Origin of the sequence: Caballeronia temeraria, assembly GCF_001544795.2 — a bacterium.
GTDB lineage: Bacteria > Pseudomonadota > Gammaproteobacteria > Burkholderiales > Burkholderiaceae > Caballeronia > Caballeronia temeraria.
Map to the genome: position 1 here is coordinate 158,918 of NZ_FCOI02000009.1, position 20,157 is coordinate 179,074.

The following is a 20,157-nucleotide window of genomic DNA, read 5'->3' on the forward strand; positions in this document are numbered from 1 at the left end:
CAGAACTCGTCATGAACATATCCAAATTCTTCATCGATCGCCCGATCTTTGCGGGCGTGCTATCGGTGGTCGTGCTGCTGGCGGGCATCATCGCGATGTTCAAGCTGCCGATCTCCGAGTATCCGGAAGTCGTGCCGCCTTCGGTCGTCGTGCATGCGCAGTATCCAGGCGCGAACCCGAAGGTGATCGCGGAGACCGTGGCCTCGCCGCTCGAAGAGCAGATCAACGGCGTCGAGGACATGCTTTATATGCAGTCGCAAGCCAATAGCGACGGCAATCTCACGACGACGGTCACGTTCAAGCTCGGCACGGATCCGGACAAGAACACGCAACTCGTGCAGAACCGCGTGAACCAGGCACTGCCGCGTCTGCCGCAGGACGTGCAGCGTCTCGGCGTGACGACGATCAAGTCGTCGCCCACGCTGACGATGGTCGTCCACCTGAACTCGCCCAATGGCCGCTACGACATGACGTATCTGCGCAACTATGCGCTGATCAACGTGAAGGACCGGCTCGAACGCATCGCGGGCGTGGGCGAAGTGCAGTTGTGGGGCTCGGGCGATTACTCGATGCGCGTGTGGCTCGATCCGCAAAAGGTCGCGCAGCGCGGCATGACGGCAACCGATGTGGTCAACGCGATTCGCGAGCAGAACGTGCAGGTCGCGGCCGGCGTGATCGGCGGCTCGCCGACGTTGCCGAACGTGCCGCTGCAACTGAATGTGAATGCGCGCGGCCGCTTGCAGAACGAGTCGGAGTTCCGCGACATCGTGCTGAAGACTTCGCCCGATGGCGCGGTCACGCATCTCTCCGATGTCGCCCGCGTCGAGCTGGCTGCATCGGAATATGGTCTGCGTTCGTTGCTCGACAACAAGTCGGCGGTTGCCATCGCAATCAATCAGCAGCCGGGCGCGAACTCGCTGCAGATTTCCGACGAAGTGCGCAAGACGATGAAGGAGCTGAAGGCGGACATGCCCGCCGGCCTCGAATATCAGATCGTCTATGACCCGACGCAGTTCGTGCGCTCCAGTATCGAAGCGGTGATTCATACGCTCGTGGAAGCGATCGCATTGGTCGTGCTCGTCGTGATCGTGTTCCTGCAAACGTGGCGCGCATCGATCATTCCGTTGCTCGCGGTGCCGGTGTCGATCGTCGGGACGTTCTCGCTGCTGCTTGCATTCGGCTTCTCGATCAATGCGTTGTCATTGTTCGGGATGGTGCTCGCGATCGGTATCGTCGTCGACGATGCGATCGTGGTCGTCGAGAACGTGGAGCGCAACATCGAGGCGGGCTTGTCGGCAAGAGACGCCACCTATCAGGCGATGCGCGAAGTGAGCGGACCAATCATCGCGATCGCGCTCACGCTGGTCGCCGTGTTCGTGCCGCTCGCGTTCATGTCGGGTCTCACGGGCCAGTTCTACAAGCAGTTCGCGATGACCATCGCCATCTCGACGGTGATCTCCGCGTTCAATTCGCTGACGCTGTCGCCCGCGCTCGCCGCGCTGTTGCTGAAGGGCCACGACGAGCCGAAGGACTGGCTCACGCGCGGCATGGACCGCGTGTTCGGCGGCTTCTTCCGCGGTTTCAACAAGGTCTTTCATCGCGGCTCGGATGCGTACGGCAAAGGTGTGAAGAGCGTCATCAACCGCAAGGCATTGATGATGGTCGTGTATGCCGTGCTGCTCGGCGGCGCGGTGCTGATGGGCAAGGTCGTGCCGGGCGGCTTCGTGCCCGCGCAGGACAAGGAGTATCTGATCAGCTTCGCGCAGTTGCCGAACGGCGCATCGCTCGATCGCACGGAAGGCGTGATTCGTCAGATGAGCGATATCGCGTTGAAGCAGCCGGGTGTGGAAAGCGCGGTCGAGTTCCCGGGCTTGTCGGTGAACGGCTTCACGAACTCGTCGAGCGCGGGCATCGTGTTCGTCACGCTCAAGCCCTTCAAGGAGCGCGTGCATGACAAGGCGTTGTCGGCGAACGCGATTGCGGGTGCGCTGAATCAGAAGTACGCGGGCATCAAGGGTTCGTTCATCGCCGTGTTCCCGCCGCCGCCGGTGCTCGGCCTCGGCACGCTCGGCGGCTTCAAGATGCAGCTCGAAGATCGCGGCGCGCTCGGCTATGCGGCGCTCGCCGATGCCACGCAGGCGTTCATCAAGCGCGCATCGCAGACGCCGGAACTGGGACCGACGTTCTCGAGCTATCAGATCAACGTGCCGCAGCTCAACGTCGATCTGGATCGCGTGAAGGCGAAGCAGCTTGGCGTCTCGGTGACCGACGTATTCGACACGATGCAGGTCTATCTCGGCTCGCTCTACGTGAACGACTTCAATCGCTTCGGACGCGTGTATCAGGTGCGCGTGCAGGCGGATGCGCCGTTCCGCGCGAATCCGGAAGACATCGGCCTGCTGAAGACGCGCAACGCGAATGGCGACATGGTGCCCTTGTCGTCGCTCGTGAAGGTGACGCCGACATACGGTCCCGAGATGGTCGTGCGCTACAACGGCTACACCGCCGCCGACATCAACGGCGGTCCTGCACCGGGCTATTCGTCGGGTCAGGCGCAGGCAGCGGCGGAGCGTATCGCGGCGGAAGTGCTGCCGCGCGGGATCAAGTTCGAATGGACCGATCTCACGTATCAGCAGATCCTCGCGGGCAACGCCGCGCTGTGGGTGTTCCCGATCAGCGTGCTGCTCGTGTTCCTCGTGCTCGCCGCGTTGTATGAAAGCCTGACCTTGCCGCTCGCCGTGATCCTGATCGTGCCGATGAGCATTCTGTCGGCGCTGCTCGGCGTGTGGCTCACCGATGGCGACAACAACATCTTCACGCAGATCGGCTTGATGGTGCTGGTGGGCTTGTCGGCAAAGAACGCGATTCTGATCGTCGAGTTCGCACGCGAGCTGGAGATGCAGGGACGTTCGATCGTGCAGGCCGCGATCGAAGCGAGCCGGCTGCGTCTGCGCCCGATCCTGATGACGTCCATCGCGTTCATCATGGGTGTGGTGCCGCTCGTGCTGTCGACGGGCGCGGGCTCGGAAATGCGTCATGCAATGGGCGTCGCGGTGTTCTTCGGCATGTTGGGCGTGACGCTCTTCGGTCTGATGCTGACGCCGGTGTTCTACGTGATCCTGCGCAAGCTCTCGCGCACGGAGCACGTGACGGACAAGCACGGCTCGCATCCGCAGATGCGCGGTATCAGTGCTTCGGTTGAAGCGCAGTGAGGTGAATGATGAATAAGCTGCATGTTTTATCGAGTCTGATGGCGTCGTTGTTGCTGGTCGCGGGCTGCTCGCTCGCGCCGACCTACGAGAAGCCCGATGTCAACGCGCCGTCCGCGTACAAGGAAACGCCGCAAAAGACGCTCGATGCATCGGAAGCGGGTACGTGGAAGACCGCGCAGCCTTCCGAAGAGATGATGCGCGGCGAATGGTGGACGATCTTCGACGATGCCACGCTCAACGATCTGGAAAAGCAGGCGCAGGACGCGAACCAGAACCTGAAGGCGGCGGCCGCGCGCGTGAAGGAAGCGCGCGCGATCAACCAGACGGCGCGTGCCGGGCTGTTCCCGACGCTCGATGCGGGCTTCGGCCCGACGCGCGAGAAGCTCTCGCCGGCATCGCAGTTGCTGCCCGCCGATAGCAACGTGCCCGCGCAAACGCTGTGGCGCGCGCAAGCCAGCGCGTCGTACGAAGTCGATTTGTTCGGCCGCGTGTCGAACACGGTGCAGGCCGCGAACGCCGATACGCAGCAAAGCGAAGCGTTGTTCCGTTCGGTTCAGTTGGCATTGCAGGCGGACGTCGCGCAGAACTACTTCAATCTGCGCGAGCTCGATGCCGAAACCGATGTCTTCACGCGCACCGTGCAATTGCGCGAGGAAGCGCTGAAGCTCGTGCAACGACGCTACACCGAAGGCGATATCAGCGAGCTCGACGTGGCGCGCGCGAAGTCCGAACTCGCGACGGCGCGTTCGGATGCCATGACGGTGCAACGTCTGCGCGCGGCATCGGAACATAGTCTCGCGGTGCTGCTCGGCAAGTCGCCCGCCGAGTTCTCGATGGCCGCGAACCCGCTCAAGCCGGTGACGGTGCGTGTGCCGCCGGGATTGCCTTCGGCGCTGCTCGAACGTCGACCGGATGTGGCGGCGGCGGAGCGCGCGATGGCGGCGGCCAATGCGCGTATTGGCGTGGCGAAGGCGGCGTTCTTCCCGTCGCTCACGCTGACGGGATCGGGCGGCTTCGAATCGGCAACGCTCGGCGATCTCTTCAAGTGGTCGAGCCGCACGTTCCTGCTCGGGCCGTTCGCGGGCACGGCGCTGAATATCCCGATCTTCGATGGCGGCCGTCGCAAGGGCAATCTCGCGAATGCGCGTGCGGTGTATGAAGAGGATTCCGCGAGCTATCGTCAGCAGGTGCTCGTCGCGTTCCGCGAGGTCGAGGACAATCTGTCGGATCTGCGGATTCTCGAAGATCAGACCGCGACGCAGGACGATGCGGTGAAGGCGTCGGTGCGTGCGGCGCAGCTATCGCGCACGCAGTACACCGAAGGCGCGGTGAACTATCTCGACGTGATCGATGCGGAGCGCACCGTGTTGCAGACGCAGCGCGCATCGGTGCAGTTGCGCGGCACGCAGGCGGTATCGACCGTAAATCTGATCCGCGCGCTGGGCGGCGGCTGGGGCGATGCAAAGCCTACGCCGGTGCCCGAGCCGAGTCTCGCGCAGAAGTAACCTGAACATGGCCCTGCATCGCGCAGGGCCATTTTTTCTTCAAGCGGGCCGGCGTCAAAGCCGATTGTTCGTCTCCCGGAACATATGTCTTCACCTGCGGGGCGTTTATCCGCGCGGCTCAAATCCATAGAATTCTAATCATGGGATAGGGAGCCGATGATGAAAGACTTGATCGCAAGACAACTGTATCAGCCGGCGGTGGTCTTGCCACTGTTGCTGTTGACGCGCCTGATGGTCACGCTCGACTTCAATCTCGCGCAAGTGATGTTCGTGATGGTGCTGCGAGGTTCGCAGCAAGCGTATCGGTTCGCGCTGCGTCATGCGGTTTCGGCGACTTCGCGTCAGCGCACGATCGCGGGCGTCGTGAAGCATCTGCCCTGCAATAACTGCTGCTGACGCATCGCGTTATCGACGCTCAATACACTTCGGGAACGTACATCTCATCCGGCACGGGCTGGCGCAGATAATCGGGATTGAACACGCGGTCGGGCAGTTCGATCGGCTGATGGTCGACGTCGTGATACGGCACCTGACTCAGCAAGTGGTGAATGCAGTTCAGGCGCGCGCGCTTCTTGTCGACGGCATGGACGACCCACCACGGCGCTTCCGGAATGTGCGTGCGCTGAAGCATCACTTCCTTGGCCGCCGTATACGCTTCCCAGCGGCGTCGGCTTTCCAGATCCATCGGGCTCAGTTTCCACTGCTTGAGCGGATCTTCGATACGCGCCTGAAAGCGAATCTCCTGTTCGTCGTCGGTGATCGAGAACCAGTACTTCACGATCTGGATGCCGCTGCGCACGAGCATCTTCTCGAACTCGGGAACCGAGCGGAAGAATTCCTCATACTCCTCGTCGGTGCAGAAGTTCATCACGCGCTCGACGCCCGCGCGGTTGTACCAGCTCCGGTCGAACAGCACGATCTCGCCCGCCGCGGGCAAGTGCGACACATAACGCTGGAAATACCATTGCGTGCGCTCGCGATTGTTCGGCGCGGGAAGGGCGGCAACGCGGCACACGCGCGGATTCAGCCGCTGCGTGATGCGCTTGATCGCGCCGCCTTTGCCCGCCGCATCGCGTCCCTCGAACAGCACGACGAGCCGATGCCCCTCGTTCACGACCCAGTCCTGCAACTTCACGAGCTCGCCCTGCAGACGAAACAGCTCGCGGAAATAGGTCTTGCGCAACTGACGGTCTTCATCGGAAAAGGTCGATTCGCCGTCCAGGAAGCGATCGTCGACCTCCATCTCGAACTCTTCGTCGTAGCTGTCGATGATGTCGGCGTGGAAGCGGCGCTGTTTTTCCGTCGTGTTCATGAAGGGCTCCGTGGCGTTCTTGGGCTGCCGCCGTCGTGCTGACTGCTCGCGGCGCGGGACGGCCGATTATGCCGACATTCGATGGCAGTCATATGACAGCGGCTCATTCGATCATTGTAGTGAGCGATGCACCGCGTTATGACACGGCGCTGCGCACCGTTAGAATGTTCCGGCACTTCGATGGCATTTTGAAGTTCGATTTCATCTTCCATGCACACAGCGAGCGACCGCAATGACCGCAATGATCCAGAGTTTCGACGAAACCCAGACTGCGCGCCTCGTGCCTTATGACCGGCTCGTGGACACGCTCGCCGCGACGATGCTCGACTACGCGACGGGCCGCATCGTGAGTCCGGAGCGCATGGTCGTGCCGATCGACGGCGGCGTGATGCTGTCGATGCCCGCGAGCGCCGCCGATCTCGCGATGCACAAGCTCGTGAATGTCTGCGCCGGCAATGGCGCGCTCGGCCTGCCGACGATCCACGGCCAGGTCACCGCCTACGACGCCAGGACAGGCGTGCCGCAATTCATGCTCGATGGCCCGACGGTGACCGGCCGGCGCACGGCGGCAGTCTCGATGCTCGCGATTCGCACGCTTCATTCCGCGCCGCGCGAAGTGCTCGTGATCGGCACGGGCAAACAGGCGGCGTATCACGTCGAGGCGCTCGCCGCCGTTTATCCCGATGCGCAGATTCTCGTGCAAGGCTCGCGTCCGGGTCGCGCGGGCGCGTTTTGCGCGTCGCATGCATCGGTGTCGAAGAAGCTCGCGGCGCTGGAAGAGGCCACGATTCCCGATTCGATCGATGTCGTCATCGCCGCAACCACGAGCAAAACGCCGGTTTATACGCTGCCGGCGCGCGCGGGGCGTCTTGTCATCGGCGTGGGCGCGTTCACTGCCGATGCCGCGGAGATCGGCGCCGCGACCGTGCACGCGAGCGAGCTTTACGTCGACGATCCCGCGGGCGCGCGCCACGAAGCGGGCGATTTCATTCTCGCGGGCATCGACTGGAATGCAGTGCACGGGCTGGCCGAAGCGCTCGCGGCATCGCCGAAAGCCATCGATGCCGCGCGTCCCGTGATGTTCAAATCGGTCGGCTGCGCCGCGTGGGATCTCGCGACGTGCCGTGTCGCGCGCGCGGTTTTGTCGGAGGAAAGCGGCAATTCGCGCTGAGTCGCGTAAGAAAAGAATCGCTTGGAACGGTACTTGCTGAAAGTCTGTTTAATGACAGAGGCGCCATGTGCGTCGAAGATAAACGGCGCGCAGCGCGCCACAGCAATCGAGCCAGCGAACAGACCCATGAACAGTCGATACGACAGCAAATGGCACCCGTGGATTCCGGCCCGCGACGACGGACGTGAAGGCGCGGGCGGCACGGCGGACGGGGCCCGCCGGACGCCTCCGCATGCGAGCGCGGCGCCGCCTGCGGCTTATTTCATATCGGTTCTGGAGCTTGCGACCGGCGAGAAGCTCGGCAACGACGAGCGTCTGCGCGCGGTCGCGATGCTCGAATCGCAATTCGGCGCGGGGCGGCCGCGCACGCTGAAGGAAGCGGTGCGCATCTGCGCGGCGGCGCTCGATTCGTCGACGTTGCAGCGCATGGCGCGCGGCGCGAAGGCTTAGAAAACGTCTGCCAAAATCCTGACGGACGAAGCGCGTTTTTTCACATGTGTGTAAAACGCACGTGCTCGCAGGACCTCGGACGCCCGCATCGAGCGCCTTTATTTGACGGTCTGAATCACTTCGAAACCCTCGAACTCCGGATGACCGAGATAGAGCTGGCGCGTCTCGCCGCCGGCATTGCGATGCGCGGCGCGAAACGCGTCGGAGCGCGTCCAGTCCTCGAAAGCTGCCTGATTCGCCCAGATCGTGTGGCTCGAATAGAGCACGTGATCGTCCCTGACCGGTCCTTTGAGCAGATGAAATTCGACGAAGCCGGGCACGTCCTTGAGATGCGTGTCACGGCTCGTCCAGAGGCGTTCGAAGTCGGCTTCGGCTCCGGGCACGATCTTGAAGCGGTTCATGGCGATATACATATCGATGCGTTTCCTTCGTGGTAAGCGGTCGAAAAATTAAATATCAGTCGCGGCGCTCAGTTCGACGATCGTCGTGAAGCCGCCGAAGAACATGCGCTGCGGATCGAACGGTGTCTCGCCGGATTCCATCATCGACTTGAGGCGCGGGTCTTCCATCACCTTCGCGTTGACGCTGTCGCGCTGCTCGCGCGATTCGTAGACGATATACGAGAACGCGACGGTCTCGCCTTCCTTCATCTGCACGCTCTGCGGAAACGACGTGACCTTGCCTGGCTTCACGTCGTCGGCGATAGTCTCCACGAATTGCAGCGCGCCGTGCTCCAGCCAGATCTTGCCGGCGGCTTCGGCCATCGCGCGATACGCCTCGATCTTGTCGAGCGGCACGGGTACGACGAATCCATCCACGTAGTGCGCCATCTGAGTCTCCTGAATTGATACGAAAGCGCGCCGCGTATGCGATGCGCTCGACGTTGGATCGATGCGTAAGGAACGAAGTTCAGACGGACGTGGCGCGTTCGAGCACGGTGGTCGAGAGCGGCGCGAGGTTCATCGCGTAGACGGACGTGAGCGGCTTGCCGAGCGCCTGCGCGAGCGCCACTTTCACGACGATCGCATGCGTGACGACGATGCAGCGCTCGCATCCCTTCAGCCGGTCGATGAGCGCGAGCCCTTCGGCGACGCGCGCCGCAAGCATCGCGACGCTTTCGCCGCCATGCGCACGAGCGTGCGGATCTGCGAGCCACGCGGCGACCTGTTCGGGCTCGCGCTCGCCCGTCTCGCGTATCGAGTGCCCGCGCCAACGGCCATAGTCGATGTCGTCGAACGCGGGAACGATGTCGAATGCATCCGCGATCCATGCCGCCGTCTCGCGCGCGACGCGTGCGGGGCTTGCGATCACGCGCGCGTTTCCCCGCGCACGCAAAGGCGCGAGTTGCGAACGTGCATCGTGTTCGGCGGGCTCGTCGCCGATGGGAAAGCGACCGGTTTTCATCGCGCGCGTGGCGGCGTGGCACAGAAGAATGAGTTCCAAGGGAATGGCGGGACGGATCGGAATCGTTTCACTTTGCAGCGGATCATCATAGAATGGCAAGCTTGCAGTGCGAGGAAGCCGGTGCAAACCCGGCACGGTCGCGCCACTGTATGCGGTTCGTCAACGCGAAAGCGCGGCGCCGCGAGTCAGACCCCGCTGCATGCTCTTCGTCAATCGGGACGCGCTTTTCCCTGGAGAACCACCATGAATGCTTCCAACGCGCCGGTCTTTTCCGCTCCGGTTTCCCCGTCGCTCCACGCACCCGTGCCCATTCCGGTGCGCGAAGTGCTGCCGTGGGCCGTCTTCATCGGCCTGATTCTTTTGATCGCGATCTATTTCGTCGGCGCCGAGCAAGGCGCGACGTCCATTTTCTCGGGCACGTACGTCCACGAATTCGTCCACGACGGCCGGCATCTGCTCGGCTTTCCGTGCCACTGAGGACGCGCGATGATTCGCACTTTGCTGATACGCGGCATGATCGCGGGGCTGGTCGCGGGCCTGATCGGCTTCGGATTTGCGCGTGCGTTCGGCGAGCCGTCGGTGGCGCAAGCCATCGCGTTCGAGACGCAGCATGAGCATGCGCACGAGCACGAACATGCCGATGCTGCGGCGCCCGCTGCGCATTCACACGATCACGGCGACGAGGAACTCGTCTCCCGCGATACGCAAGCGGGCCTCGGCCTCCTGACCGGCGTTGCGGTGTTCGGCACCGCGCTTGGCGGTCTCTTCTCGCTCGTGTTCGCGTTTGCCTACGGACGGCTCGGCGCGCTGCATGCGCGCGGCACGTCGGCGTTGCTGGCGCTGTTCGGCTTCGTGAGTGTCGCCATCGTGCCGTTTCTGAAGTACCCGCCGAATCCGCCTGCGGTCGGAAATGCCGAGACCATCGGACCGCGCACGGCGCTTTTCTTCGGTATGGTGGCGATTTCGATCGCGGCAGCGGTGTTCGCCGTGCATCTGCAACGGCGCATGGCGGCGCGGCACGGCGGCTGGAACGCGACGCTCATCGCGGCTGCGGCGTACATCGTCGTGATCGTGGTGGCGCAGGTCGCGCTGCCGCGTATCGATGAAGTGCCCGCCGATTTCTCCGCTTCGCTGCTGTGGAATTTCCGGCTGGCCGCGATCGGCATTCAGGCGCTGCTCTGGACGACGCTCGGTCTCGTGTTCGGCGCGCTCGCCGCGCGTGAGCTGGAGCGGCCGGCGGTGAGGCGAGTGGCTGCGGCTTGAACGGTTTTCGTTGCCGCTGACGAGGCCCGCGTTTCGTCAGGAACGCGGGCTTTTCGTTTGCGCTTTCGCCGCGCGTCGCGCGAGCAATTGATCGAAGAGATCGAGTTTCGCGGAATCGTCCATCGACCTGAACGTCTTGATCTCCTCGCGGCTCCTGAAACAGCCGAGGCATAAACCGGTTTCGGGATCGAGCTTGCAGACATCGGTGCAAGGCGAGCCGATGGGTTCCTGAGCTTTCGCGCGTTCGATCGTGAAGTCGAGCGTGTCTTGAGTCATCGTCATAGTGATTCGCCGCGAAAGAGCGCGGCGGCGGCCCTCGGATTCGACGGCCAGTAACCGTGCATATACGTGGCCGTCACCGGCCCGTGCCGATAGAGCGCTTCGCCCGCTGTGCCCGTGGTCGCGTGCGTTGCGTTGAGCACGGCTTGCATCGGCGTTTGCAGCGTCGAGTAATGGAATGTGTGGCCCGTCATCGCGCCGTGCATCGTGTCGATGCGCTGCATCGCGAGGCGCGATAGCTTGCGTTGCATCGCGGCATCGCCGGGGAGGATGCCGAGCATCGCGTGCCGCGTGCCTTCGACGTCGGTCAGCGTGTCGAGCAGATACAGCATGCCGCCGCATTCCGCGATCACTGGCTTCTGCTGCGCGACGTGCGCATCGATCGACGCGCGCGTGCGTTCGTTCGAAGCGAGCGTCACGGCGTGCAGTTCGGGATAGCCGCCGGGGAGATAGAGCGCATCGGCATCGTGAGGCGCGGGCTCGTCGGCGAGCGGCGAGAACGTGCTGATGCGCGCGCCCATCGCGACGAGCAAATCGACATTCGCCGGATAGACGAACGAAAACGCGGCATCGCGCGCGATGGCGATATGCATGCCGTCGAGCAGGCGCGGCGGCGCGGGCAGCGTCGCATCGTCGAAATGGACGGGCGGCGGAAAATCGGCCAGCGTGGTTTGCGCGATGGCATCGGCGGCGCGGTCGAGCCGCGCGTCCAGACCCGCGACTTCATCGGGCTGCGTGAGGCCGAGATGGCGCTCGGGCAATGCGATATCGTCGGCATTCGAAAGATGGCCGCAATAGCGCAGCCCTTCGGGGATGGTCTCCGACAACATCTGCGCATGCCGCGCCGATGCCACGCGATTCGCGAGCACGCCATGAAAGGGCACATCGTCACGATAACGCGCGAGGCCGAACGCGATCGCGCCGAAGGTCTGCGCCATGCCGTGCGCGCCGATCACCGCGAGCACGGGCACCTTGAACGTGGCGGCGAGATCGGCGCTGCTGGGCGTGCCGTCGAAGAGACCCATCACGCCTTCGATGAGAATGAGATCGGCCTCGCGCGCGGCCTTTGCGAGCAACGCGCGGCACGCATCGAGCCCGACCATCGACAGATGCAACGAATAGACGGGCGCGCCGCATGCGCGCTCGAGAATCATCGGATCGAGAAAGTCGGGGCCGGTCTTGAACACGCGCACTTTCAGGCCACGGCGCGTGTGATGGCGCGCGAGCGCGGCCGTCACCGTGGTCTTGCCTTGATGCGACGCGCTCGCGCCGATGAAAAGAGCGGGGCAGTCGGGCATCGCGTTCAGAACTCGACGCCGCGTTGCGCTTTCACACCCTGTTCGCGATACGGATGCTTGACGAGCCGCATCTCGGTGACGAGATCGGCAAGCTCGATCAACGCGTCGGGCGCATGGCGTCCCGTCACGACGACATGCAGCATCGCGGGCCGCGCCTTGAGCACGTCGAGGACTTCATCGAGCGGCAGATATTCGTACTTGAGCACGGTGTTCAGTTCGTCGAGCACGACCATCTGATACTCGCCGCTTTCGATCATGCGGCGCGCTTCGTTCCACCCTTTGCGCGCGGTGGCGATGTCGGCTTCGCGGTTCTGCGTGTTCCAGGTGTAGCCGTCGCCCATCGTGACGAAATCGCAATGCGCGATCGCGCCGAGGAAATCGCGCTCGGACGTATGCAGCGCGCCCTTGATGAACTGCACGACGCCGAGCTTCATGCCGTGTCCGAGCACGCGCACGGCCATGCCGAACGCCGCCGTGGTCTTGCCCTTGCCGTTGCCCGTATTCACGATCAGAAGGCCTTTCTCGTGATCGGCCGCGGCCTGCTTCTTTTCGTGGCCTTCCTTGCGGCGCTGGGTCATGCGCAGATGCGATTCGGTATCGGTTTTCACGGGATCTCCAGAGAAAGACGGCCGTATCGTACAACAGGCGGCGGCTTAATTCTGCGCTAACAGACGGTGTGCATCATGCAATCACACGATCACCGACTTCAGGAGCAAGGAAATGGACGCGCTCTACTTATATCTGGAACTCGTAGCGCTTATCGTGCTCGTCTGGCTGTGCCGCGACAAGTTCAAGCCGGTCGTGGCCAAGCCGATCGCCGAGAAGGCGCGCCCGCATCCGGCGACGAGACCGGTCTTCATGTTCCATCCGCGCGGGGCGCATGCATCATTGCGATCGCGACGGTTACGCCACAATCGATCGTCTTTGGCACGATGAGCGTTTGCGCGTTGCCCGCGAGCAGCGCGCAAGGCTCGCAAGCGCTGTCGACGTTCACATGCTTCACCGCATGTTGCGATATCGCCGTGCGCGGCGCTTGCGCGATTTCATCGGCGCTATAGAAACGCAGCGGCAGACCATGACACTCGCAAAACGCGAGCAAACCCGCTTCGGCGCGCTTGACGTCGATGCTCGCGATGACCGCGATATCGCGCCACTCAAGCGCGCCCAGTGCGCCGCGCACGGCCTGTTCGATCGCCTCGGCGCGCGTGCCGCGTCTGCAGCCGATACCCACGGCGAGGCGCATGACAGCGGGCTGATTCATGTGATCGATGACGGATTCCATGCGGACCGACATTACCACCTTTCTTGACGCTCGCGCCCGCCGGGCCTAGACTTTCACGCAGTTTTGGTGCTCGCGCGCGGATTCTCTCGCGCGCAGTTAAACGGGAAGCAGGGCGCGTTCCGTTCGATTCGTCGAACGCACGTCAACCTGCGCTGCCCCCGCAACGGTAAGCGATGCCCCGCGCGCGACGTTTTCATCGCGCTCCGGGAAGCCGGCTTCGAGGCCACTGCGCGTGAGAAACGCGCGGGAAGGCGAAGCGGCGTCGTCGTCAGCCCGGATACCGGCCAGACTTTCAGAGGGGATCGCGCTCGCGGGGATGCGACGCGGCCCATGATCCATCGAAGCGTGCGTTTCCCTGCTCATCCAGCCGCGTTGCCAGGCATCGCGCGACATGAAGCGCATGCACCTGAAGCCACGGAGCTACGATGCAAACCCGCAAGATTCCCGTCACGGTCGTGACCGGCTTTCTCGGCAGCGGCAAGACCACACTGATGCGGCATATCCTGTCGAACGCGCAAGGCAAGCGCATCGCGGTGATCGTCAACGAATTCGGCGAGCTCGGCATCGACGGGGAAATTTTGAAGGGCTGCGGCATCGGTTGCGACGACGAAGCCGGCTCCAAAGACCGCAATCTGTATGAACTCGCGAACGGGTGCCTGTGCTGCACCGTGCAGGAAGAGTTCTATCCCGTGATGGAACAGCTCGTCGAGCGGCGCGAGAGCATCGATCACGTGCTGATCGAAACGTCGGGGCTCGCGTTGCCGAAGCCGCTCGTGCAGGCGTTCAACTGGCCGTCGATCAAGAACGCGTTCACCGTCGATGCCGTCGTGACCGTGGTCGATGGTCCCGCCGCCGCGAGCGGTCAGTTCGCGGCGAATCCCGTCGCCGTCGATGCGCAACGCAAGGCCGATCCGAGTCTCGATCACGAATCGCCGCTGCATGAGTTGTTCGAGGATCAGTTGTCTTCGGCGGATCTCGTCATCGTCAACAAGACCGATCTGATGGATGATGCAGCGATGCAAAAGGTCGAAGCGCTCGTGCGGCCGGAGATTCCGCCCGAAGTGAAGATCGTGCCCGCGCAAATGGGCAAGCTCGATGTGCATACGCTGCTCGGCCTCGAATCGGCATCGGAAGAGACGATTCATTTGCGGCACGATCATCACGGCTCGACGGACGACGAAGGTCACGCCGACCATCATCACGACGAATTCGATTCGGTGGTTGTGCATGGCAGCGTCGAATCGCGCGAGCAGGCGTTGGCCGCGCTGCATGCGCTCGTCGAGCAGCACACGATCTATCGCGTGAAGGGTTTCGCGGCGTTGCCCGGCGCGGCGATGCGGCTCGTCGTGCAGGGCGTCGGGCGACGTTTCGACAGTTACTTCGATCGTCGCTGGCAGGCCGATGAAGCAACCACGCAAAGCCGCTTCGTGCTGATCGGCGAAGACCTCGAACGCGATGCGTTGCAGCGCGCGTTCGACGCCGCGCTCGCAAACGCACCCGTGCAGGCCTGACGCGATGCATCTGCTCCGCACGACACCGGGCGGCTTCGTCGACGACACGCAAGGCGTCATGCGCATCGATCAGACGAGCGCGCCGATCGTCGTGCTCAGTTCCGCGGATACGACGCTCGCCTTGCTCGCAAGCGTTTTTCCGCGCCTCGAAGCCGGTTTTCCCGACGTGCGGCTCGCGAATCAATCATTTCTGCGCCAGCCCGCATCGGTCGATTTCTATATCGACGATGTACTGCGTCACGCGAAGGTCGTGATCGTCGATCATCTCGGCGGCGAATCGTATTGGCCTTATGGCATCGAGCGGCTCGTCGCGCTCGCGAAAGAGCGCAAGCAGATGCTCGCGATGTTTTCGGGCGATCTGACCGAAGACCCGACTCTCATCGGCAAGAGCACGGCGGATGCGCAATTTTGCCGCGAACTGTCGCGTTATCTGCGCGAAGGCGGCGCGCGCAATGCGGAAGAGTTTCTGCGCATGATCGCGCATCGCGCGTTTGGTTTCGGGCGCGAGCCGCAGCCGCCTAGCCCGCTGCCTGCCGTTGCGATCTATCATCCCGAGCGCGATATCGCGGTCATCGAAGACTGGCAGGCGCGCTGGACCGAAGGCGCGCCCGTCGCCGCGATTTTGTTTTATCGTGCGCATTTGCAGTCGGGCAACACGGCCGTCTTCGATGCCCTCATCGAAGCGCTCGAAAAAGAAGGCCTGAATCCGCTGCCGATCGCGATTTCGTCGCTCAAGGAGAGCGTGAGCCGCGAAGTGGTCGAGCGTCTATGTGCGGAGCATCGTGCATCCCTGGTATTGAATACGACGGCGTTTGCGGCGAGCGTCATCGGTGAGGATGACGAAGTATTCGAAGTCGCGAGCGATGCGCCCGTGCTGCAAGTCATTCTGAGCGGCGGCAATCGCGACGACTGGCAGAAGGACGATCAAGGCTTGAATTCGCGCGACGTCGCAATGCACGTTGCGCTGCCCGAAGTCGATGGACGCATCATCACGCGCGCCGTGAGCTTCAAGGGACTCGCGTATTACTGCAAGCATACGCAAGTGGACGTCGTGCGCTATCAGGCCGATACGGAGCGCGTGCGTTTCGTTGCGGAACTGAGCCGGCGATGGTGCGCGCTGCGTCATACGTCGAACGCGCAGAAGCGCATCGCGCTCGTGCTCGCGAACTATCCGGCGAGCGAAGGACGCATCGGCAATGGCGTGGGACTCGACACGCCCGCATCCACGATCAACATTCTGTCGATGCTGGCGCGCGAAGGCTATCGCGTCGGCGACATTCCGGCGAACGGTGACGCGCTCATCGCCGCGCTGACCGAAGGCGTGACCAACGATCCCGTCGTGCGCGACTTGCGTCCCGCGCTGCAGAGTCTGTCGCTCGATGACTATCTCGACGCATATCGCACGCTGCCCGCCGATGCGCGCGCCGCGCTGGAAAAGACCTGGGGCGCGCCGGAAGACGATCCGACCGTCAGGCGTGGACGCTTCATGATCGCGGGCTATCGTTGCGGCGAAGTCTTCGTCGGCATTCAGCCTTCGCGTTCGCGCGAGCGTAACGATTACGCGAGCTATCACGATGCCGAGCTCGTCCCGCCGCATTCGTATCTCGCGTTTTATTTCTGGCTGCGCGTGCGCTTTCAGGCGGATGCGCTCGTGCATGTCGGCAAGCACGGCAATCTCGAATGGCTGCCGGGCAAGAGCGTCGCGTTGTCCGCGTCTTGCTGGCCGGATGCGATTCTTGGGCCGATGCCGCATCTCTATCCGTTCATCGTGAACGATCCGGGCGAAGGCAGTCAGGCGAAGCGCCGCGCGCAGGCCGTAATCATCGATCATCTGATGCCGCCGCTCACGCGTGCCGAAAACTACGGGCCGTTGCAGGATCTCGAACGCCAGGTTGACGAGTACTACGAAGCATTGATGGTCGATGTACGCCGCGCGAAGCTGCTGCGCAAGTCGATACTCGCGAATATCGTCGAGAACCGGCTGCACGAGGAACTCGGGCTCGATGCGCCACGCGACACCGTGGGCGAAGACGCATTGCTCACGCGCGCCGATGCCTATCTCTGCGAGCTGAAGGAAGCGCAGATTCGCGACGGCCTGCACGTCTTCGGCGTCTCGCCACAAGGCGTGCAGCGGCGCGACACGCTGCTCGCGCTGGGCCGCTTTCCGATCGGCGACGGGCAGGGCGCGAACGCGAGCCTCATCACGGCGATCGCGCGCGATCTGCAATTGCCCGATGCCTTCGATCCGCTCGATGCCGACTGGGCCGCGCCGTGGAGCGGGCCGCGTCCGCAAGCGCTCGTCGATGTGATCGATGCGCCTTGGCGTCATCAGGGCGATACGCGCGAGCGTCTCGAATCGTTAGCAATGCAACTCCTGTCCGGCGATGAAACCGCAGCGCCCGGCCCGCATGCATCGCTCGTGCTCGAACGCTTGCGTGGCGATGTGCTCGCACGGCTCGACGCATGCGGTCCGCAAGAACTGACGCAACTAAAGCGCGGTCTCGAAGGACGTTTCGTGCCGCCCGGTCCGAGCGGATCGCCTTCGCGCGGCAGGCCCGATGTGCTGCCCACGGGCCGCAACTTCTATTCGGTCGATACGCGCGCGTTGCCGACGCAGGCCGCCTGGTCGCTCGGCGTGAAGTCGGCGAATGCATTGGTCGAGCGCCATGTGCAGGATCACGGCGACTTTCCGCGCGCGATCGGCTTGTCGGTCTGGGGCACGGCGACAATGCGCACCGGCGGCGACGACATCGCGCAGGCATTCGCGTTGATCGGCGTGCGGCCGAAGTGGGCGGCGGGCAGTCATCGCGTGACCGACTTCGAGATACTGCCGATCTCCATCTTCAATCGGCCGCGCATCGACGTGACGTTGCGTGTGTCGGGCTTCTTCCGCGATGCTTTCGCGAACCTCATTCATCTCTTCGATGCAGCGGTTCAGGCCGTAGCCGAACTCGATGACGAACCCGCCGACGTCAATCCGATTCGCGCACGCATCCAGCGTGAACGCGACGAGCTGATCGCACGCGGCATCGACGTGAAGGAAGCGCGGCGCCGCGCGGGCTGGCGCGTGTTCAGCACGAAACCGGGCGCATACGGCGCGGGTCTGCAGGAACTCATCGACGCGAAGCAATGGCAGACCGATGCGGATCTTTCCGCCGCGTATCAAAGCACGGGCGGCTACGCGTATTCGCAATCGGGCGATGGCGTCGAGGCACACGCGAGCTTCGGCATGCGGCTCTCGACGCTCGATGTCGTGCTGCAGAATCAGGACAATCGCGAACACGATCTGCTCGATTCGAACGACTATCACCAGTTTCAGGGCGGCATGGTGGCGGCCGTGCGTTATCTCTCGGGCCTTCAGCCGCAGACGTATAACGCGGATCACAGCAATCCGGCCGCGCCGCGCGTGCGCACGCTGAACGAAGAGATCGCGCGCGTGGTGCGTTCGCGCGTGGTCAATCCGAAGTGGATCGATGGCGTGAAGCGTCACGGTTACAAGGGCGCGTCCGAGCTTGCGGCAACCGTCGATTATCTGTTCGGCTATGACGCCACCGCGCGCGTCGTGTCGGATCATCAATATGCGCTCGTGACCGATGCGTATGTGAACGACGCCGACACGCGCGACTTCATCACGCAACACAATCCGCACGCGCTGCAATCGATCTGCGAGCGTCTGCTCGAAGCGATGCAGCGTGGTCTGTGGCAGCAACCCGCTGGCTATCGCGAGCAGGTCGAACGACATTTGCTCGATATCGAACAGCGTATCGAAGGCCGACAGTCTTGAACGAATCCATGTCATCTCCGGTATTTCCCTTCGCGGCGCTCGTCGCGCAAAAGCCCTTGCAACAAGCGCTTTTGCTCGCGGCAGTCGATCCTTCGATCGGCGGCGTGCTCGTGAGCGGGCCGCGCGGCACGGCGAAATCCACCGCGGCGCGCGCGCTCGCGGAACTGCTGCCCGAAGGGAAGCTCGTGACCTTGCCGCTTGGCGCGAGCGAGGAACAATTGATCGGCACGCTCGACATTCAAAGCGCATTGCGCGACGGCGGCGTGAAGTTTTCGCCGGGTCTGCTCGCGAAGGCGCATCTGGGCGTGCTGTATGTCGATGAAGTGAATCTTCTGCCGAATCCGCTCGTCGATCAGTTGCTCGATGTCGCGGCGAGCGGCGTGAACATTGTCGAGCGCGATGGCATTTCGCATCGGCATGATGCGCGCTTCGTGCTGATCGGCACGATGAATCCGGAAGAGGGCGAGTTGCGTCCGCAATTGCTCGATCGCTTCGGCCTGATGGTCGAGATGAGCAATTGCTTCGATGCCGACGTTCGGCAACGCATCGTCAAATCGCGCCTTGCATTCGATACCGACCCCGATGCATTTCGCGCGCGGCATCGAGATGAACAGACATCACTCGGCGAGCGCATTCATGCGGCACGCGCGGCGCTTTCGTCATTCGATTTCGACGATGCGGTCCATTCGCGCGTGAGTGAGCTTTGCATCGACGCGCACGTGGATGGCCTGCGCGCGGATATCGTGATGTTGCGCGCGGCGCGTGCGTTGGCGGCACTCGAAGGCGCATCGAGCGTGACCGTTGCGCATGTGGAGCGCGTCGCGGATGCGGTGCTGAAGCATCGTCGACGAGAGACCGATGCGCCTTCGCGTGAACCGGCAGGCCGCGAGTCCACATCGTCCGATGTTGGCTCGGCGCAATCCGATTGGGGCTACATGCCGCCAGAGCCAACGGGCACCGCGAAGGTCAAGCAAGTGAGGCCGCTCGCCGCAAAAAAAGCCTGAACCATCGAAGGCTCGACGCGGATGCCTTCGACGCGGGGCATCGCCTTCGATGGAAACAAGCGCAGACAAAAGGCCGCTACGCGACGCGCGAAGGCGAGCGAAGTGGATCGATCGACTGGATGGCGACGTTGCGCGCGAAACGTGCCGCGCGTCTCGATGCGCAACATCTCCGATACCGTCGCACGCGAAGCGACGGTGCGGTGCTGCATTGCTTCGTCCTCGATTGTTCCGGTTCGATGCTCGCGGGTGAACGGCTTGCGCGCGCGAAGGGAATGCTCGTCGCGTTGTTCGATCGCGCGTATCGCGAACGGGCGGAAATCGCGCTCGTGTGTTTCGGCGGCGGACGCGCGGATGTGCGTCGTCAGCCGGGCGCGGCGCACTGGTTCAATGAACGCTGGGTGACGCCGATCGGCGGCGGTGGCGGCACGCCGCTCGCGCTCGGGCTGGCCAGCGCGTCGACCGTGCTCGAACGAGCGGCGCGGCGCAGGCCCTCACAGCGACGTTGTTTGTGGTTGCTGACCGATGGTCGAACGAACGAGCAACCGCATGCGCCGCGCGCGGCGGATGAGATCGTCGTCGTGGATTTCGACGAAGGCGCGATTCGGGCTGGACGCGGCGAAACACTGGCGCGCGAATGGAACGCGCAATATTTCACCGCCGACGCGCTGACGAGCTAAAACGC

19 protein-coding genes and 2 riboswitches are annotated in these 20,157 nt (G+C 63.3%); of the genes, 11 read left to right on the forward strand and 8 right to left on the reverse strand.

From position 1 onward, the window contains the following. Positions 1–11 precede the first annotated feature (11 nt). The 3 genes from AWB76_RS15685 to AWB76_RS15695 all read left to right on the forward strand — a co-directional run bounded on the left by AWB76_RS15685 (position 12) and on the right by AWB76_RS15695 (position 5,113). On the forward strand, positions 12–3,212 hold the full coding sequence (locus AWB76_RS15685) for an efflux RND transporter permease subunit (RefSeq protein ID WP_061161040.1): 3,201 nt from the start codon (positions 12–14) through the stop codon (positions 3,210–3,212). A gap of 5 nt (positions 3,213–3,217) precedes the next feature. Next, a complete protein-coding gene (locus AWB76_RS15690; protein ID WP_061161041.1) occupies positions 3,218–4,717 on the forward strand; it encodes an efflux transporter outer membrane subunit in 1,500 nt (499 codons plus the stop codon). A 156-nt stretch (positions 4,718–4,873) separates the two neighbouring features. Next, positions 4,874–5,113, forward strand: a complete 240-nt coding sequence (locus AWB76_RS15695) for a hypothetical protein (protein ID WP_061161042.1) — start codon at positions 4,874–4,876, stop codon at positions 5,111–5,113. A 19-nt stretch (positions 5,114–5,132) separates the two neighbouring features. Here the strand turns inward: AWB76_RS15695 and ppk2 are convergent, their stop codons facing one another. Next, positions 5,133–6,029, reverse strand: coding sequence for a polyphosphate kinase 2 (gene ppk2 / locus AWB76_RS15700; RefSeq protein ID WP_061161043.1), 897 nt, complete (start codon positions 6,027–6,029; stop codon positions 5,133–5,135). 232 nt (positions 6,030–6,261) lie between these two features. On the opposite strand from ppk2, the gene lhpI reads away from it, so the two are divergent. Together lhpI and AWB76_RS15710 are read left to right on the forward strand one after the other, a co-directional pair. Next, a complete protein-coding gene (gene lhpI / locus AWB76_RS15705; RefSeq protein WP_061161044.1) occupies positions 6,262–7,200 on the forward strand; it encodes a bifunctional Delta(1)-pyrroline-2-carboxylate/Delta(1)-piperideine-2-carboxylate reductase in 939 nt (312 codons plus the stop codon). A gap of 126 nt (positions 7,201–7,326) precedes the next feature. Further along, positions 7,327–7,650 carry a hypothetical protein gene (locus AWB76_RS15710; RefSeq protein ID WP_061161045.1) on the forward strand — a complete coding sequence of 108 codons (324 nt, stop codon included), beginning with the start codon at positions 7,327–7,329 and terminating at the stop codon, positions 7,648–7,650. A 98-nt stretch (positions 7,651–7,748) separates the two neighbouring features. On the opposite strand, the gene hmuQ is transcribed toward AWB76_RS15710, so the two are convergent. From hmuQ to AWB76_RS15725, 3 genes are all read right to left on the reverse strand, one after another. Further along, positions 7,749–8,063, reverse strand: coding sequence for a heme-degrading protein HmuQ (gene hmuQ, locus AWB76_RS15715; protein ID WP_061161046.1), 315 nt, complete (start codon positions 8,061–8,063; stop codon positions 7,749–7,751). Between the two features lie 36 nt (positions 8,064–8,099). Next, a complete protein-coding gene (locus tag AWB76_RS15720; RefSeq protein ID WP_061161047.1) occupies positions 8,100–8,480 on the reverse strand; it encodes a DUF1428 domain-containing protein in 381 nt (126 codons plus the stop codon). Between the two features lie 79 nt (positions 8,481–8,559). Continuing rightward, entirely contained in the window at positions 8,560–9,093 is a 534-nt protein-coding gene (locus tag AWB76_RS15725) for a histidine phosphatase family protein (protein WP_061161135.1), read from the reverse strand. Positions 9,094–9,141: 48 nt separating this feature from the next. Continuing rightward, a riboswitch (cobalamin riboswitch) is annotated at positions 9,142–9,268 on the forward strand. A gap of 29 nt (positions 9,269–9,297) precedes the next feature. Here AWB76_RS15725 and AWB76_RS15730 point away from each other — a divergent pair. Then, entirely contained in the window at positions 9,298–9,531 is a 234-nt protein-coding gene (locus AWB76_RS15730) for a CbtB domain-containing protein (RefSeq protein ID WP_061161048.1), read from the forward strand. A gap of 9 nt (positions 9,532–9,540) precedes the next feature. Further along, complete coding sequence (locus AWB76_RS15735; RefSeq protein WP_061161049.1) at positions 9,541–10,317, forward strand: CbtA family protein; 777 nt, start codon at positions 9,541–9,543, stop codon at positions 10,315–10,317. 36 nt (positions 10,318–10,353) lie between these two features. Here the strand turns inward: AWB76_RS15735 and AWB76_RS15740 are convergent, their stop codons facing one another. The 4 genes from AWB76_RS15740 to AWB76_RS15755 all read right to left on the reverse strand — a co-directional run bounded on the left by AWB76_RS15740 (position 10,354) and on the right by AWB76_RS15755 (position 13,188). Next, positions 10,354–10,599, reverse strand: a complete 246-nt coding sequence (locus tag AWB76_RS15740; protein WP_061161050.1) for a DUF1289 domain-containing protein — start codon at positions 10,597–10,599, stop codon at positions 10,354–10,356. Beyond that, positions 10,596–11,894 carry a cobyrinic acid a,c-diamide synthase CobB gene (locus AWB76_RS15745; protein ID WP_061161051.1) on the reverse strand — a complete coding sequence of 433 codons (1,299 nt, stop codon included), beginning with the start codon at positions 11,892–11,894 and terminating at the stop codon, positions 10,596–10,598. Before AWB76_RS15745 ends, AWB76_RS15740 begins: the two co-directional genes overlap by 4 nt. Before the next feature lie 5 nt (positions 11,895–11,899). After that, on the reverse strand, positions 11,900–12,502 hold the full coding sequence (cobO, locus tag AWB76_RS15750) for a cob(I)yrinic acid a,c-diamide adenosyltransferase (protein WP_061161052.1): 603 nt from the start codon (positions 12,500–12,502) through the stop codon (positions 11,900–11,902). Positions 12,503–12,750: 248 nt separating this feature from the next. Continuing rightward, positions 12,751–13,188 carry a cobalamin biosynthesis protein gene (locus AWB76_RS15755; protein WP_244173376.1) on the reverse strand — a complete coding sequence of 146 codons (438 nt, stop codon included), beginning with the start codon at positions 13,186–13,188 and terminating at the stop codon, positions 12,751–12,753. Between the two features lie 34 nt (positions 13,189–13,222). Then, a riboswitch (cobalamin riboswitch) is annotated at positions 13,223–13,479 on the forward strand. Positions 13,480–13,601: 122 nt separating this feature from the next. Between AWB76_RS15755 and cobW the strand changes: the two genes are divergently transcribed. The 4 genes from cobW to AWB76_RS15775 all read left to right on the forward strand — a co-directional run bounded on the left by cobW (position 13,602) and on the right by AWB76_RS15775 (position 20,152). Continuing rightward, the gene (gene cobW / locus AWB76_RS15760; RefSeq protein WP_061161053.1) at positions 13,602–14,687 is read left to right on the forward strand and encodes a cobalamin biosynthesis protein CobW; all 1,086 of its coding nucleotides are present in this window, start codon (positions 13,602–13,604) and stop codon (positions 14,685–14,687) included. Positions 14,688–14,691: 4 nt separating this feature from the next. Next, positions 14,692–18,471: a cobaltochelatase subunit CobN gene (gene cobN / locus AWB76_RS15765; RefSeq protein ID WP_061161137.1), complete on the forward strand. Its 3,780-nt coding sequence runs from the start codon at positions 14,692–14,694 to the stop codon at positions 18,469–18,471. 8 nt (positions 18,472–18,479) lie between these two features. Next, positions 18,480–19,475 carry a magnesium chelatase ATPase subunit I gene (locus AWB76_RS15770; RefSeq protein WP_061161138.1) on the forward strand — a complete coding sequence of 332 codons (996 nt, stop codon included), beginning with the start codon at positions 18,480–18,482 and terminating at the stop codon, positions 19,473–19,475. Between the two features lie 119 nt (positions 19,476–19,594). After that, on the forward strand, positions 19,595–20,152 hold the full coding sequence (locus AWB76_RS15775; RefSeq protein ID WP_061161054.1) for a vWA domain-containing protein: 558 nt from the start codon (positions 19,595–19,597) through the stop codon (positions 20,150–20,152). Positions 20,153–20,157 lie beyond the last annotated feature (5 nt).

Coding starts and splice junctions, on each gene's coding strand:
- AWB76_RS15685 (WP_061161040.1), top strand. CDS start 12: ATGAACATATCCAAATTCTTCATCGATCGCCCGATCTTTGCGGGCGTG.
- AWB76_RS15690 (WP_061161041.1), top strand. CDS start 3,218: ATGATGAATAAGCTGCATGTTTTATCGAGTCTGATGGCGTCGTTGTTG.
- AWB76_RS15695 (WP_061161042.1), top strand. CDS start 4,874: ATGATGAAAGACTTGATCGCAAGACAACTGTATCAGCCGGCGGTGGTC.
- ppk2 (WP_061161043.1), bottom strand. CDS start 6,029: ATGAACACGACGGAAAAACAGCGCCGCTTCCACGCCGACATCATCGAC.
- lhpI (WP_061161044.1), top strand. CDS start 6,262: ATGACCGCAATGATCCAGAGTTTCGACGAAACCCAGACTGCGCGCCTC.
- AWB76_RS15710 (WP_061161045.1), top strand. CDS start 7,327: ATGAACAGTCGATACGACAGCAAATGGCACCCGTGGATTCCGGCCCGC.
- hmuQ (WP_061161046.1), bottom strand. CDS start 8,063: ATGTATATCGCCATGAACCGCTTCAAGATCGTGCCCGGAGCCGAAGCC.
- AWB76_RS15720 (WP_061161047.1), bottom strand. CDS start 8,480: ATGGCGCACTACGTGGATGGATTCGTCGTACCCGTGCCGCTCGACAAG.
- AWB76_RS15730 (WP_061161048.1), top strand. CDS start 9,298: ATGAATGCTTCCAACGCGCCGGTCTTTTCCGCTCCGGTTTCCCCGTCG.
- AWB76_RS15735 (WP_061161049.1), top strand. CDS start 9,541: ATGATTCGCACTTTGCTGATACGCGGCATGATCGCGGGGCTGGTCGCG.
- AWB76_RS15740 (WP_061161050.1), bottom strand. CDS start 10,599: ATGACGATGACTCAAGACACGCTCGACTTCACGATCGAACGCGCGAAA.
- AWB76_RS15745 (WP_061161051.1), bottom strand. CDS start 11,894: ATGCCCGACTGCCCCGCTCTTTTCATCGGCGCGAGCGCGTCGCATCAA.
- AWB76_RS15755 (WP_244173376.1), bottom strand. CDS start 13,188: ATGTCGGTCCGCATGGAATCCGTCATCGATCACATGAATCAGCCCGCT.
- cobW (WP_061161053.1), top strand. CDS start 13,602: ATGCAAACCCGCAAGATTCCCGTCACGGTCGTGACCGGCTTTCTCGGC.
- cobN (WP_061161137.1), top strand. CDS start 14,692: ATGCATCTGCTCCGCACGACACCGGGCGGCTTCGTCGACGACACGCAA.
- AWB76_RS15770 (WP_061161138.1), top strand. CDS start 18,480: ATGTCATCTCCGGTATTTCCCTTCGCGGCGCTCGTCGCGCAAAAGCCC.
- AWB76_RS15775 (WP_061161054.1), top strand. CDS start 19,595: ATGGCGACGTTGCGCGCGAAACGTGCCGCGCGTCTCGATGCGCAACAT.